Source organism: Mesorhizobium delmotii (assembly GCF_900149755.1).
GTDB lineage: Bacteria > Pseudomonadota > Alphaproteobacteria > Rhizobiales > Rhizobiaceae > Mesorhizobium > Mesorhizobium delmotii.
Window position 1 is genome coordinate 111944 of the sequence record NZ_FUIG01000019.1, and the last position, 13662, is coordinate 125605.

General features: G+C 59.7%; 14 protein-coding genes and 1 pseudogene. 8 read left to right on the forward strand and 7 right to left on the reverse strand.

Features of this window, described 5'->3' with window-relative positions:
* Positions 1 to 42: 42 nt before the first annotated feature.
* From BQ8482_RS11395 to BQ8482_RS11415, 5 genes are read right to left on the reverse strand one after another with little or no spacing between them, the layout of a single operon-like run.
* On the reverse strand, positions 43 to 1314 hold the full coding sequence (locus BQ8482_RS11395; RefSeq protein ID WP_123147712.1) for an extracellular solute-binding protein: 1272 nt from the start codon (positions 1312 to 1314) through the stop codon (positions 43 to 45).
* 24 nt (positions 1315 to 1338) lie between these two features.
* Positions 1339 to 2175: a carbohydrate ABC transporter permease gene (locus tag BQ8482_RS11400; RefSeq protein WP_123147713.1), complete on the reverse strand. Its 837-nt coding sequence runs from the start codon at positions 2173 to 2175 to the stop codon at positions 1339 to 1341.
* Positions 2172 to 3128 carry a carbohydrate ABC transporter permease gene (locus BQ8482_RS11405; RefSeq protein WP_208867633.1) on the reverse strand — a complete coding sequence of 319 codons (957 nt, stop codon included), beginning with the start codon at positions 3126 to 3128 and terminating at the stop codon, positions 2172 to 2174. Before BQ8482_RS11405 ends, BQ8482_RS11400 begins: the two co-directional genes overlap by 4 nt.
* Positions 3128 to 4300 (reverse strand): ABC transporter ATP-binding protein, encoded by a 1173-nt coding sequence (locus BQ8482_RS11410; protein ID WP_123147714.1) that lies wholly within the window; start codon positions 4298 to 4300, stop codon positions 3128 to 3130. Before BQ8482_RS11410 ends, BQ8482_RS11405 begins: the two co-directional genes overlap by 1 nt.
* A complete protein-coding gene (locus tag BQ8482_RS11415; protein ID WP_123147715.1) occupies positions 4297 to 5799 on the reverse strand; it encodes an alkaline phosphatase family protein in 1503 nt (500 codons plus the stop codon). The genes BQ8482_RS11410 and BQ8482_RS11415 overlap by 4 nt, the downstream gene beginning before the upstream one ends.
* Before the next feature lie 149 nt (positions 5800 to 5948).
* Between BQ8482_RS11415 and BQ8482_RS11420 the strand changes: the two genes are divergently transcribed.
* From BQ8482_RS11420 to BQ8482_RS38640, 7 genes are all read left to right on the forward strand, one after another.
* Entirely contained in the window at positions 5949 to 6869 is a 921-nt protein-coding gene (locus tag BQ8482_RS11420; protein WP_123147716.1) for a LysR family transcriptional regulator, read from the forward strand.
* 153 nt (positions 6870 to 7022) lie between these two features.
* Entirely contained in the window at positions 7023 to 8240 is a 1218-nt protein-coding gene (locus BQ8482_RS11425; protein WP_165848517.1) for a pyridoxal phosphate-dependent aminotransferase, read from the forward strand.
* Entirely contained in the window at positions 8237 to 9109 is an 873-nt protein-coding gene (locus BQ8482_RS11430) for a phosphonopyruvate hydrolase (RefSeq protein WP_123147717.1), read from the forward strand. Before BQ8482_RS11425 ends, BQ8482_RS11430 begins: the two co-directional genes overlap by 4 nt.
* A gap of 103 nt (positions 9110 to 9212) precedes the next feature.
* A complete protein-coding gene (locus BQ8482_RS11435) occupies positions 9213 to 10043 on the forward strand; it encodes a DUF1045 domain-containing protein (protein ID WP_123147718.1) in 831 nt (276 codons plus the stop codon).
* Positions 10044 to 10075: 32 nt separating this feature from the next.
* Positions 10076 to 10426: a DUF6791 domain-containing protein gene (locus BQ8482_RS11440; RefSeq protein WP_123147719.1), complete on the forward strand. Its 351-nt coding sequence runs from the start codon at positions 10076 to 10078 to the stop codon at positions 10424 to 10426.
* Between the two features lie 167 nt (positions 10427 to 10593).
* Positions 10594 to 10845 carry a hypothetical protein gene (locus BQ8482_RS11445; protein ID WP_133254746.1) on the forward strand — a complete coding sequence of 84 codons (252 nt, stop codon included), beginning with the start codon at positions 10594 to 10596 and terminating at the stop codon, positions 10843 to 10845.
* 127 nt (positions 10846 to 10972) lie between these two features.
* Positions 10973 to 12070: a ubiquitination-like system serine protease family protein gene (locus tag BQ8482_RS38640; protein WP_208867636.1), complete on the forward strand. Its 1098-nt coding sequence runs from the start codon at positions 10973 to 10975 to the stop codon at positions 12068 to 12070.
* A 36-nt stretch (positions 12071 to 12106) separates the two neighbouring features.
* Here the strand turns inward: BQ8482_RS38640 and BQ8482_RS40055 are convergent, their stop codons facing one another.
* Positions 12107 to 12415, reverse strand: a complete 309-nt coding sequence (locus BQ8482_RS40055; RefSeq protein WP_280178816.1) for a poly-gamma-glutamate hydrolase family protein — start codon at positions 12413 to 12415, stop codon at positions 12107 to 12109.
* 112 nt (positions 12416 to 12527) lie between these two features.
* Positions 12528 to 12710 (reverse strand): annotated as a pseudogene (locus tag BQ8482_RS40550) (poly-gamma-glutamate hydrolase family protein); the annotation flags it as partial.
* 66 nt (positions 12711 to 12776) lie between these two features.
* On the opposite strand from BQ8482_RS40550, the gene BQ8482_RS11465 reads away from it, so the two are divergent.
* Complete coding sequence (locus BQ8482_RS11465) at positions 12777 to 13655, forward strand: DUF3800 domain-containing protein (RefSeq protein WP_123147816.1); 879 nt, start codon at positions 12777 to 12779, stop codon at positions 13653 to 13655.
* Positions 13656 to 13662 lie beyond the last annotated feature (7 nt).

The following is a 13662-nucleotide window of genomic DNA, read 5'->3' on the forward strand; positions in this document are numbered from 1 at the left end:
CCGCATCGCGTTCGGTGCGGCAGCTGCGGTTGGTCCTGCATCCTATTTTGGCAGAAGAGAGCGCACGTCTTTGACCATGTCAGAAAGGGCATCCGCTGGCGGTTTCTGTAGCGTTACCACCGCTTGCAGATGGTCGCGGATGACGGTCGTAATCTTCACCGAATTCTGCCCGGGGAAGGAATACCAGCCCGTTGCGAAAGGCAATTGCCGAATTCCGGCCATGTGGAGGGGGTGATCCGCATAGAAAGAGCCCAGCAGTTCGGGATTGCGGACTGCCAGCGAGTTACCTGGCGCATATCCGGCCTCCTTGACCATGAGCGTCTGGCCGACCGGACCCGTTGCGAATTTGACGAACTCCCATGCAGCAGCTTTTGCATCCGCATCTTTCGCAAGCACCATGCCGACGGCGCCGCCAGCCGGTATGCTGCCCTTGGAAGAGGGGCGAGGGAACGATGCCGCGCGTACATCGAAATTACCTGCTGCCGCCTTCTCGAACTGCACAGTTGAAGCACTTGATGTTATGATCATCCCGAGGGTACCCGCAGAGAACGCTTGGGCCGCCTGGCTGAGCGGCATGTCCACCATGACTTCACCGATGCCACGTAGCACCTCCAGCGACCTCAGGCCTTCGGACCCGCCGAACGCCACGTCCTTGTCGTCGGCGGTCGCCATCATGCCGCCGAAACTCTGGACGAGCGCGATGAACGTCCAGTTCCCACTCACATTAAAATACTCGAAATGCATCCCGAGCGTGTCTGCGCCAAGGCTTCTGATCGACTTAGCTAGACTGATGATGTCATCCCAATTGTCTGGAAACTTGTCAGGATTACCGCCGGCCTTACGGACGAGATCGGCATTGTAGAATATAACAGGGGTGGAAATCGCAAATGGTAGTCCGTAACTATCATTGCCAACCCTTCCTAGTTTCAGCGTTGCGGGATCGTATCCCATCTCTGTCCAAGCGCTGTCCGAATCTACAAAGAGCCGCAGCGGCTGCCCGAAATTGCGGTCGACCATCGTTTTCAGCCTGTTCAAGCCCTGAAAGACGACATCGGGAGCATCGCCTGCAATCGCGCCTCGCAGAACGCGCTGCGTGACGTCCTCGTAAGTCTGCAAGGGCGTTTCAAGGTTCGCCATGATGCCGAAATTTTCTGCATTAAAGCGTGCCGCGACCGCCTGATACATGTTCGCTGGCAGACCATGGACCACGCTGATGTTCTTCTTGTCCTGGCCGAAGGCGATTTTCGGTATAGCAGGGGCAAACAATGCTGAAGCTGCGGATGCGCGAATAAGGTCGCGTCGTGTGATAGGCATTTTGGTATCTCCTGAAATGAATTTCTATTTCACTGCCCCGCCCGTCAGCCCTTCGACGAACCAGCGTTGAGCCGACAAGAATGCGATGATGAGGGGCGCGACGACGAGGGTGGACACTGCCATCAACGGACCGTAGTCATTGCCGGCCTCTTCGTTCTTAAAGGCCATGATGCCGAGCGGGGGCGGCATGAGGGACTGGTCACGCACGGCGATCAGCGGCCAGAACAGGCTGTTCCAGTGGCCAACGACCGAGAAGATGCCGAACGCGATGATCGCCGGCAGCGCCATCGGCACCATGATCTTCCAGACGATTGACAGTTCCGACAGCCCGTCGAGCCGGGCAGCGTGGATGACGTCGTCGGGAATGGTCTTGAAGAACTGCCGGAACAGGAAGATGCCGAATGGTGAGACGACGTAAGGGAAGATCAGCGCCGCATAGGTGTTGAGGATGCCGATCTGATAGCCAAGGATGAACAGCGGCAAGGCCAGGACTTCGTGCGGCAGGAGCAGCGCGATCAGCACCATTGCAAAGAGGAGATTCTTGCCCGGAAAGTCGAGCTTGGCGAGCGCATAGGCCGCCGGCGCGCAGACGAGTATCTGGAGCACGACGATCATCGCACAAACAAAGACGCCGTTGAGCATATAGCGCGGCAGCGGCGCCTCGGTCAGTGCCTTGGTGTAGTTCTCGATCCCGTAGAACTGTTCAGGCCAGAATGAGAAGGAGGCGCGGAAGATCTCGCCCGGCGGCTTGATCGAGAGCGAGACCATCCAGACGAAGGGAATGAGGATCAGCGCGCCGGTGATCAGAAGGGCTGCATGACGAAGGATGGCCGACCGCGGCGTGAGGCGATGGATGCTCATTGGTAGTGAATCCTTTTGTCCATCACGCGCGCCTGGATCAGCGTCAGCGCGACGACAATGAAGAGGAAGACGACGGCGACTGAGGCGCCATAACCGGTGCGCAGATATTCGAAGCTCTCGCGATAAAGCGTAAAGAGCAGCATTTCCGAGGCATGGCCGGGTCCGCCTTGCGTCAAAACCTGCACGGTATCGAAGGTCTCGAAGGCTCTCAGCGCCACGACGATGAAGACGAACATGGAGACAGGGCCGAGCATCGGCAGTGTGACGGTTCTCAGCCGGTCGAGCCACTGATCGGCGCCGTCGATGTCGGCGGCGTCATAAAGGTCCTGTGGGATCGACTTGAGGCCGGCGAGGAAGAGCACCATGGCATAGCCGAGGTTCTGCCAGATGCCGATGACCGACAAGACCGGCAGCACCGTGTTCTCGTCACGCAGCCAGTTGGCTGTCGGCAGACCAAGACTGACAAGCGTCTGGTTGACGAGGCCGATGGTAGGATGCAGCAGCGCCTCCCAGGCGATCGCCATGGCCGTCAGGGTCGCCATGAAGGGCAGGAAGTGGATGGCACGGTAGAAAGCGCGAAACGACTTGCCGCTTTCGATCAAGAGCGCAATCACGAGGCCAAGCACAATCGTGCCGGGCACGACGATCACGACATAGAGGATCGTATTGACGAGCGAGGTGCGGAAGCCCTCGTCGGCGAAGACTTCCCTGAAATTGCCGAATCCGACAAAGGAGAGTGTGCTCGCGCCGAACTGCCAGTCGGTCAGCGCGATGGCGAAGACGGCAAAAACCGGTAGGAAGAACAAGGCAACGAGCAGGATCAGCGCCGGTCCGGCCAGCGACCAGGCGGCGAATGTTTCACCGATCCGCTGCTTGCGCAGCACTTTGGAAGCTTTGGCACTGTTGGTTGAAGACGTTGTGTGCTCCGGCGTTGTTGAGGAGGCAATGCTCATCAGGCGCGCTCCCTCATATGAAGCACCTTCGCCCGGGGGTGATCATGGGGCCGCAGGCGCTTTCCGTCGGCGGCAAATACCAGCAGGCGTTCCGGTTTGACGCCGATATGCAGTGTCTGGCCAGATGTGATCTGCGGTGCGCGCTCTGCAAGCAGCCGGGCGATGACGGGATGCTCGGTCCCCGGCACATCGAGATGGACATAAAGATCTGAGCCCATATGCTCGACCATCCGGACGGCGCCTGTCAGAATGTTGTGGCCGCCGGCCTCGACGAGGTGGAAGGCTTCGGGCCGGATCCCGAGAGCAAGGCTGGTCCCGGGCGTGATATCTCCAGGAACGGAGAAGCTCGTACCCGCCGTCTCGGCCAACCTGCCGTCGCGCACGCGCGCTTCGAGCATGTTGATCTTCGGCGAACCGATGAATTCTGCCACGCGCCGGTCGTCGGGATCGGCATAGATCTCCTGCGGCGGGGCGACCTGCAACAGCTCGCCATCGAGCATCACCGCGACACGGTCCGACATGGTCATGGCCTCAGATTGGTCGTGGGTGACATAGACGAAGGTGACGCCGAGCCGTTGATGCAATTCCTTGATCTCGGCGCGCATCTGCACGCGGAGCTTGGCGTCGAGATTGGACAGCGGCTCATCCATCAGGAAGACCGCGGGCTGACGCACCATGGCGCGGCCGACGGCCACGCGCTGGCGCTGGCCGCCCGAAAGCTGCCCGGGCTTTCTCGCCAGCAAGTGGCCGATGCCGAGCGCCTTGGCGGTACGGGTGACGTCCCGCTCGATCTCGGCAAGTGTCGCAGTCATTCCCGGCATGAACCGGCCGATCACAGGCAGCCGCTGAAAAGACGACAGCCGGCGCATACGCAAGGGCAAGGCCATGTTCTGCGCCACCGTCATATGCGGATAGAGCGCATAGGACTGGAACACCATCGCAACGTCGCGCTGCTTCGGCCGCACGCCGTCCACCACGCGCTCGCCGATCGCCACGGAACCGCCACTCTGCACCTCGAGGCCAGCCAATATCCGCAGCAGTGTCGACTTCCCGCAGCCGGATGGTCCGAGAAGCGTTAGAAACTCCCCGTCAGCGATCTCGAGCGAAATATCGCTGAGGACCGATGTCGTTCCGAAAGACTTCTTCAAATTATTGATGACGATCCCGCTCATACCTCAGCAGCCTCCGCAATATCATTGGAGGCAACCAAGCCGCCTTCCAGGTAAGTTGTTTGATCCACGCGAACGCGCCGCAGAACCTGCCGGTAGGCATTGAGACCGGTTTCGAAGACCTCAGGCTCCAAACTTACCGCATGCGGGTCCGAGGCGCCGTCCAGCACCTCCGTCAGCACCCGTCCCGTCATAGACGCAGGGATTGGCACTTCCAGGAGATGAAGAATCGTGGGCGCGAAGTCGCATATGCCGGATGGAACATCCGAATTCTGACCGGTGTTCTGAAACGCCGTACCCGCAACGATGCCGACTGCGGCAAGCTCTTTCGGATGCAGCCCGCCATGCACGCCAAGGCCGGGGCGCCGCGCATTGTCGTACCAGGTACTGCCCACCAGACCGAACTCATCGACTTTGTCGTCAGCCCGGAACGAGAAGTAGACGTCGGGCGCGCGTTCGTGGTCGGCAAAGACCAGACTATTGGCAAAACTGCCCGGGGCTACGCCCTCGACGGCGTTTCGCGGGGCGGTGAAGATCGGCCCGCACCAGGGCCGTTCGGTGAGGGCTTCGACGAGGCAGCCCAGATTGCTTTCAGAGCGATCGGCCAGATAGAGCGCGCCGACCTGCCCGGGAACGACGACCAGGTCCACACCGGCATCTGGCGCCGGGCCTGGATTGAAACCCGCATCCTTAAGCTCTTCGATGACCGAGACACGGTTCTGTGCAGTGATATGACCATGATCGGAAGCGATGATGATCTGAACGCCGGCCGCCTTCCCTCCCGCTTCCCACCAGTCGAGCACACGGCCGAATTGTGCATCGCAAAATGAGATGATCTCGCGGGTGGCGGCTGCCCCGGTTCCATGGAAATGCGAGGTCGTGTCCGGCTCACCGTAGGAGAGTATCGTCACGTCCGGCTCCAGCTTCGGCCAGACGAAGTCGAGAAACGCCGACGTGATCCATACTTGCCCATCGGTATCCGGCTCGCCTTGTGCTGGTGCGGGCGGCAACGGACCGAGTTGGGCCTCTGCCTGGGCAAGCAGGTCATTCGGTGAACAGGCCTCACGGAAATGTCCGGAAAAGCGGAGATGACCGAACGTTTCGGCCTGATGGTTGAATAGCCTTGTCGTCCCAGGGGTGTTGGTCGCAAGGACCGCGAGGCTCTTTCCTGCATTGTGAAGGATTTCGCCCAGCGTCGGCACAGTCATCAGGCCGCCATTGCTTTCGCGGTTCAATCGGTCGATGAGACGCGCATCGGCAGTGTCGACGTAGAGCTGCGGCACCGCTTTTCGATCGACATACTCGTTGCCCACCATTCCGTGCTTGTTGGATGTCGCCCCTGTAACCAGGCTCGGAAACGCAACCCGTGTTTCGCTCGGATAGACCGTGCGGTGGCGAGACAACGTCGTGCCGATCCTTTGCACCCGCTCAATGTTGGGGGTGAGTTCGGGACTGATCAGATCGGGGCGAAGCCCATCAAAGCTTACAATGAGAACTTTCATAGGGCCGATCCTGCAAATCGAACTTCATCTTTCGTTGCGGTGCGGCATATCGGTCCCATGTAACAAATCTGTGACATATATCGAATAATGCGATTACATGGCGCCATTATTCGATGGACGACCGACTTACAGCATGGAGCGACCGAAAGATGGGATCAGAAGTTGGGGACGTCCCCCTGAACGCAATCAGGGCGTTCGCGATGATTGCGCGGGAGCGGAGCGTGACCAAGGCGGCTGAGGCGCTTGGCACCACGCAGAGTTCGGTCAGCCGGTATCTTGCCGTTCTGGAAGACTACCTCGGCGCCGAGCTTGTCAAACGACAGGGCAGATATACCGAGCTGACCGATTTTGGACGGCTTTTCGCCAATTCCGTGGCCGAACCGCTCGATCATATCTCATTCACGGCACGGAGAATGCGCCGACGGGAACGGCGCGAGATCAATCGGATTGTCGTCAATTCGTCCCTGCCGACCTTTGCCTATACGCTCCTGATCCCCAATCTCCAGGAATTCTCCACCGAGATGGGCGGCGCTGTCGTCGACGTGATGAGTTCCCTCTCGCTGCCATCCTCGACAGATGGCTTTGACGTGCTGGTTACGCGTGACCTCGCCCTCGTCGAGCCGTCGGATCACTGGGAAATCTATCATGAGCATCTTGTCTGCGTCGGTGCTCCCGGTCACGTCGCCGGAAAAGGCATGGCAATCACCAGATCCTTGCCGATCCTCACGATTACATCCCGCCCCGACATCCTGCCAACCTGGTTGAAAGCACATGATTTGACCTCTGACGACATCAAGCCCGGGGCTCGATACGATCACCACTATATGGCGCTCCCCGCGGTCACCACTGGGCAGTGCCTGCTTGTCGCGCCTGAGATCGTTGTCGGCAACCTGGTTCGTAGCGGTTTGCTCCAGGTCGTCCCAAACTCGCGCACGCCAAGTGGAATGCAGTACCGGGCCTATGCCGTCGACCGCAGCGATAATCCGGAACTCGCGCGGGCCTTCTGTCGCTGGCTGGTGCGCCTTTGCCGCAAGGAGGCTCTGATCGCGGAATCCAGCAAGATCGAATAATGCGATCTAAGAACCTCTAAATTCGATAAATGAATTTGCTCAGTCCGCAGTCTGCAGGTTTCATGGACCTATTGCCCATGTGTCGTGCCATGGTCCTGTGGCGCCGGTCAGGATCGCATCCGCCATGTACGACCCTTACCCCCGGAGTTGTCCATGTCGCTTGTTTCAAGCCGTCTCAAATCCATTCGCCCATCCGAAACCAAGGCGATGACGGCCCGCGCGGCCGCGCTCAAAGCGCAAGGCCTCAAGGTCATTACCCTCAGTCAGGGCGAACCCGATTTCGACACCCCCTTGAACGTGGCTGAAGCCGGTATCCGGGCGATCCGGGACGGCCGGACCCGGTATACGGCGGTGGCTGGGGTCGTTCCGCTAAGAGAAGCAATTCGAGACAAACTCGCGCGGGAAAATGGTCTCACCTATTCGATCGACCAGATCACGGTCGGGTGCGGGGCCAAGCAGGTCGTCTTCAACGCCCTTTTTGCCAGCCTTGAGCCCGGTGAAGAGGTCATCATCCCTGCGCCCTGCTGGGTCTCTTACCCCGATATGGTGCGCCTCGCCGGCGGCGAACCTGTGATCGTCAACTGCCCGGAAGCCGACGGCTTCAAGCTGTCGCCGGAGGGGCTTGAGAAGGCGATCACTTCCCGCACCAAATGGCTGATGCTGAATTCGCCCAGCAATCCCACCGGCGCGGTCTACAGCAAAGCCGAGCTTGTCGCGCTGGCTGACGTTCTGCGGCGCCATCCGCACGTCTACATCCTGTCAGACGATATCTACGAGAAGCTCGTCTACGGTGCGGCGCGGTTCGCGACGATGGCGCGGGCTGCCCCTGACCTTTTCGACCGCACCATCACGATCAATGGTGTCTCGAAAACCAATGCGATGACAGGTTGGCGCGTCGGCTATGGCGCCGGGCCCCTTGAGCTCATCAAAGCCATCAATGTCATCCAGGGCCAGACAACGTCGCATACCAGCTCGATCTCCCAATATGCAGCGATCGAAGCGATTGCCGGAGACCAAGGCTATGTTCCTGAATTCAGGGCCGAGTTCGAGAAGCGACGCAACCTGGTCGTCGAAAGACTAAATGCCGCGTCGGGATTGAGTTGCACTGTCCCTGATGGGGCCTTTTACGTCTTTGCCAACTGCGCCGGCGTCCTCGGCCAGAAGACGGAAGCCGGGAGAGTAATCGCGACCGATACGGACTTCGCCATGTATCTGCTCGAAGAAGCCGGCGTCGCGATCGTTCCAGGCTCGGGCTTTCTGGCCTCTCCATACATCCGCATTTCCTATGCCTCCTCGGTCGAGGACCTCACAACAGCCTGCGACCGCATCACCGCGGCTTGCACAAAACTTTCGAAGGACAAAGCAGCATGAGTCAGGGCACGATTCTCAAGGACACTATTTTGAAGAACGGCCTCGCCCATGTGATGGCGGCCCATAGTCCATTGTCGGCCCGTCTTGTCGAGGAAGCCGGGTTCGACGGCATCTGGGCCTCCGGCTTTGAGCTGTCCGCTTTGTACGGCCTCCCCGATGTCAGCCTCGTCTCGATGACCCAGCATCTCGAGATGGTGCGCGCAATGGCCGAGCAGTCGTCGCTGCCGATCATCGCCGACATCGATACAGGGTTCGGAAATGCCGTCAACGTGATCCACGCGGTAAAACAGTACGAACGTGCAGGCGCAGCGGCTGTTGTCATCGAGGACAAGACCTTTCCCAAAGTGACGAGCCTGTTGGCTGATGGCCGGCAGGAACTGCTTCGGGTCGAGGAATTCCAGGGCAAGATCCGCGCGGCGATCGCGACGCGTTCCAATCCGAACTTCCTCGTCATTGCGCGAACAGAGGCCTTGATCGCCGGTCTCGGCGAGAAAGAGGCCCTCGATCGAGGTGCCGCATACGAAGCTGCTGGCGCCGACCTCATCGTCGTCCACTCCAAGCAGAAGACACCGGACGAGGTGGAGAGTTTTGTCCGGGCCTGGAATGGCAAAGCCGGCATCGTGATCATCCCGACCGCCTATCCGGAGATGAACGAAGCCCGGATCAAGGATTTGGGGAAAATCTCCGTCGTCATCTATGGCAACCATGCGGTCCGAGCTTCGGTGACGGCCATGAAGGATGTGTTCGCGCGGATACTCAAAGACCGGGGCATTCACAACGTCGACAAGGACATCGTCTCGGTCGTGGAAATTTTCCGTCTCCAGAAGATGGATGAGGTGAAGGCCAATGAAAAGGAGTTCCTTGCATAAAGGAATCTTGCTGGCCCGATTATCACGTGATTCCATGGTCCGTTCGTCGTGAACGGACCATCCCCACTCATTTACATGGAACTGACTGGACAGACCCAACCCGATGACAGGGCTGCCGAACTTTGAACCGAGATATGCGCTCTATTTCACGCCGCCGCCTGGGAATCCGCTGACCCTTGCAGGTGATCGTTGGTTGAGGCGAGGCGTTTCTGATCTGTGCTTGCCCTTGGGCATGAGGGACGCGAAATCCCATCAGTTGCTGATTGAGGAACCGCGGCGCTACGGGTTCCACGCAACCCTGAAGGCGCCGTTCCGGCTGAAACCCGGAACGAGCCGGCCAGAACTCATCTCAGCGATCGAAAAGTTTGCGCGCTCACAACGTCCCTGTCCGGTGGGTCCACTGCGAATCGCCAGATCTGGCAATACATTCGCTCTGAAGCCGCGCTGCCCAACCCCTTTTGCCAGAAGCTTCGCGTCCCGGGTGGTGTCCGCGTTCGATCGTATTCGGGCACCGCTGGATAGCTGGGAGTTGACCCGCCGTATGCAGGCTCCACTCGATGACGTCGAGACTACGCATTTGGTGACGTGGGGATATCCGTACGTCTTCGAACGCTACGATTTCCACATGACGTTGACCGGTGCGGTGGATGTGAGGGAAAGCGACGAGGTTCAAAGATGTCTGGAGGCCGCATTCGGGTCCGCGCTCGATGACGATTTCGCAATCGACTCGATCACGTTGTGCGAGCAGGAAAACCCCGACAGCGACTTCGTTGCTGTAAAGCGATTTCCCTTCAACGCCCCACCGATCGAAGTCTCTAACAACAGTACTGAAGCGGACAATGCCCTTCCGTCAATGCGGTTACCTGTCGAGGAAATATTCAGGTTGCAGGAGATGGAGAAAACCGAGAACAATGAAAAGCGGTTTTTGCGGTAACTCGAAAGACGGCGCCGTCAGCGAGCCGCGCAATGGTGCAGCCCTCTGCCGCAAGCCACGTACGGGCTCCATCCAACAAGCCTCAGAACGGGTTTGCGAATTTCTTCGACAAGATCGAGCACTATGTTGCTCTGATCTCCGGGCCGGCGATAGAGCGGTTTCCGCAGGCCACCCCCATCACCTTTCGCGTCAATCCCGACATCGTGCCGGACTCTGTGTTCAAGGTGCATGACTCCCTGACCAGCCGCGCCGAGATCGCCGATCTTGCCAGCGTCTTCAAGGACGAGGTCATCGCCATCATCGGGCTTGGTGGCACCGGCTCCTACGTTTTGGATTTCATGGTCAAGACCAGGGTCAAGGAGGTCCGCAGCTTTCGACGGTGACCTGTTTTATCCGCACAACGCGTTCCGGGCGCCTGGCGCCCTGGATCTCACAGATTGGGGCAAGTCCAAAGCCTCGGTCGCCGAGCAGCGCTACACGAATTTCCGGCACGGACTGTCTATGCGGCAGGTCTATGTCGATGCCTCCTCCACGGCCGAGCTCGAAGGGGGTGACCTTCGCGTTCGTTTGCGTGGACAAAGGCCCTGCCCGCGCCGCCATCTTCGACCTTTTGACAGGGATGGGGATACCCTTCGTCGACGTCGGAATGGGCTTGAATCGCAAACAGGGTCCGTTGGCGGGCACCCTGCGCGCGACCTATTTCAGCGTCGAAAATGCCGGGGAGGTTCGGGCCATGAACCTGGCCGAAACGGTGGATGATCCGACAACGCCCACCGGCAGAACGTCCAGATCGCAGAACTGAACGCCCTCAATGCCGCCCTTGCCGTGATGATGTACAAGCAGCGGCGCGGCTTTTACGTCGACGACAGTTCAGCGTACCATTTGCTCATGGACACGACCACTCTCAGGATCATGTCGGAGCGCGACAGATGACGGGTCTGGCGCTCCGGCATGTCCAGTACGTGCCAAAGCAGCTCGAGCCGGGCATTCTCTACGTGTCGAAAGAGTTTGCAGTAGCCGCCCATCTCTGTGCATGCGGCTGCGGCAACAAAGTCTCGGTCCAGCTTGGTCCCGCCGAGTGGACGTTGTCCGAGCGCGTCGGTCGCGCGACACTGCGCCCCTCGATCGGCAACTGGCAGCTGCCTTGCCAGTCCCACTACCTGATCACCGACGGTCGGATCGACTGGGCGCCGCGCTGGAGCGAGGAGCAGATCGCTGCCGGCCGCCGGTCGGAAGAGAGGCGACGGGAAGCTTACTTCAAGACACGTGAGCCGAAGCGCGGCCTTGTCGGGCGCCTGTGGGACGCGTTGCTCAAACTGCTCGGATGGGCGAGGATGACGACGACATCGCCCGAAGTTGTGTTGTCGCCCTGGAAAGACGGGCTGGTCCCGATGGTTCATTGTCCTGGATGTCACGGCCTCTACAGGGACGTGCATCGCCCGTGTCCTGTTTGCCAACGTCAGATGGAGCCGGACGCATTTCCCGAATTGAACGGCCGCGTCGGCGTCCCACAGTATACTTTGCCGGGGGCGGCTCCCTATACAATCTTCGTGCTGCTCGACTTAATGCGGAACGAATGGGAGCGGCCACTAACCGCCACAGACGGGATGTCTGGGCGTGTTTCCCAGCGCTTGGTCATCGTAATCCTGTTCTGGACGGCCTTTGAAGTGTTGATGGAGCGGTTTTTCGAGGCCGCCTTCGCTGACGATCCCGAGAACAAGGAACTTCGCCGGACGCCCAACATCGGGCAAAGGCTGGACCGGGTCTATCGCGACCGCTGGGGTAAGACCTTCTGGGACGATCTGGCCGACATCGGCTACCCCGAAGTGGCCCGGCACCTCCAGACCGTTCAGCATCGGCGCAACGCGTTCATCCACGGCGACGCCGAAGCGATCGACGAGGCGTTGGTCACCGCGACGGTCGCAAACTTGCTGGATGTCCAACTGGCCTGGATCGCGCTGTTCAACAAGCGCTGTACCGGCAAGCAGAACAAGATTCCGGTGTGGGCTTTCAAACCGAAGCCGTGATCCGGTGGCTGAAGGCTGGTCGCCACCGTCAAATTTTCAAGCCGCCCCCTGTTTGCCGATGTGATCCGAAATTGCCTTGCGGACCGCGTCGGCAAACAGCGCGCGGCGTGCGGCATTTGCGACGAGCAAACCCCGCAGCGTCTTTGGCAGCTCGAGCTGCGCGCCTGCCCGGCCTATTCCGCGGTTGCAGATGTTGTTCTTGTGCTCGCCAGGCAAACGATGGCCGGACGTGATCGCCTTGAAGCCCGCTGCCTCTAGAGCCAGCGCAATGGCGTCGCGCAACTCCTTGCCCAGGCCACCGAGCCAGATCGTCTCTGGGTCGTCGCCGTCCGCGCGACCGTGCATGCCGATCGCGATCTGGGCCTTGGTGACCAGCTGGACGCAGCTCGCGATGCGGTCGTTTCGGCTTAAGCCCTTCAAACAAGTAGAGCGAGAAGTCATCTGCCGCCACGGCAGTGGCCATTTGAGACGTGCCATACTCAATCAAGCCGCCATGTGGCGCGACAATTGCCACGGCCGAAGCTCGATCCAGAACCACAAAATCGTAGTCGACGCCCTGCGTCTTCTCGGCTGCCAGGTCAGCAAAAGCCATGTATTCGCCGTCCTTGGTCTTCTGCACGATGCCTGGAGATCGATTCATCGCTGCCTCCGTGTCTATCTGTTAGGACGCGCCGAATCGCCCCGCCCAGCGGGCAATCAGATAGCTATGCAGATTCCGGTTTTTGAGCCAAGCTGTGCGGACAATGAAAGCTTGGCCGTGACAGACCGCGAAATCCACCTCTACCTCGATGACAGCGGCAGCCGAGAGCCAGACCGAGAGCCAAAAGAGAAGCGCAGGGACGAGATGGATTATTTCGCCCTTGGCGGGATCCTCATCAATGAGGAAGACGTCGATGAACTCTACAGTCGCCACAAGACCTTTTGCCAGCAGCACGGCATAAGCTACCCCCTGCACTCCTGGGCAATCAGGGGCGGGCGTGGCGACTTCGGCTGGCTGAAGAAGCCGGAGGCTGCCTACGAGTTTCTGGGTGACCTGCAACGGATGTTGCTCGCCCTGCCGGTCATTGGGATTGCCGCGGTCATCGACCGTCCCGGCTACGTCGCTCGCTATCGTGACCGGTATCAGGATCAGCTCTGGTTCATGTGCAAGACCGCGTATTGCATCCTGATCGAGCGCGCCGCCAAATACGCCCGCAGCCAGGACCGCAAGCTGCGCGTCTTCTTCGAGCGAGCCGGCAAAGCCGAGGACCGCGATCTGGTGGCCTATACGCGGATCCTGAAAACGCAGGGCATGCCGTTCGACGGCGCCAATTCGGCCAACTACGGGTCTTTGACCGCTCAGGAGTTCAAGGACATCGTGCGCGGTGAGCCCCGCGGCAAAACCAAAGCCACACCGATGCTGCAGATCGCCGATCTCTACCTCTATCCAATGGCCAAGGGCGGATATGACCCGTCCTACCGGCCCTACAAGGCCCTGATGGAGCATAAGCGGCTGATCGATGCGCACCTGCCGCCCGAGGAACTGGCGTCCCGTGGCATCAAATACAGCTGTTTTGACAGGGTAAAAAACAAAGACCCGGACTAGCCGGGCC

Excerpts from the sequence above, each read along its gene's own strand:
- BQ8482_RS11435 (WP_123147718.1), top strand. The coding sequence starts at position 9,213 with ATGACAGGGCTGCCGAACTTTGAACCGAGATATGCGCTCTATTTCACG.
- BQ8482_RS11410 (WP_123147714.1), bottom strand. The coding sequence starts at position 4,300 with ATGAGCGGGATCGTCATCAATAATTTGAAGAAGTCTTTCGGAACGACA.
- BQ8482_RS11430 (WP_123147717.1), top strand. The coding sequence starts at position 8,237 with ATGAGTCAGGGCACGATTCTCAAGGACACTATTTTGAAGAACGGCCTC.
- BQ8482_RS11420 (WP_123147716.1), top strand. The coding sequence starts at position 5,949 with ATGGGATCAGAAGTTGGGGACGTCCCCCTGAACGCAATCAGGGCGTTC.
- BQ8482_RS40055 (WP_280178816.1), bottom strand. The coding sequence starts at position 12,415 with ATGCACGGTCGCGCGGACGGCGACGACCCAGAGACGATCTGGCTCGGT.
- BQ8482_RS11405 (WP_208867633.1), bottom strand. The coding sequence starts at position 3,128 with ATGAGCATTGCCTCCTCAACAACGCCGGAGCACACAACGTCTTCAACC.
- BQ8482_RS11440 (WP_123147719.1), top strand. The coding sequence starts at position 10,076 with ATGGTGCAGCCCTCTGCCGCAAGCCACGTACGGGCTCCATCCAACAAG.
- BQ8482_RS11425 (WP_165848517.1), top strand. The coding sequence starts at position 7,023 with ATGTCGCTTGTTTCAAGCCGTCTCAAATCCATTCGCCCATCCGAAACC.
- BQ8482_RS11400 (WP_123147713.1), bottom strand. The coding sequence starts at position 2,175 with ATGAGCATCCATCGCCTCACGCCGCGGTCGGCCATCCTTCGTCATGCA.
- BQ8482_RS11415 (WP_123147715.1), bottom strand. The coding sequence starts at position 5,799 with ATGAAAGTTCTCATTGTAAGCTTTGATGGGCTTCGCCCCGATCTGATC.
- BQ8482_RS11465 (WP_123147816.1), top strand. The coding sequence starts at position 12,777 with ATGCAGATTCCGGTTTTTGAGCCAAGCTGTGCGGACAATGAAAGCTTG.
- BQ8482_RS38640 (WP_208867636.1), top strand. The coding sequence starts at position 10,973 with ATGACGGGTCTGGCGCTCCGGCATGTCCAGTACGTGCCAAAGCAGCTC.
- BQ8482_RS11395 (WP_123147712.1), bottom strand. The coding sequence starts at position 1,314 with ATGCCTATCACACGACGCGACCTTATTCGCGCATCCGCAGCTTCAGCA.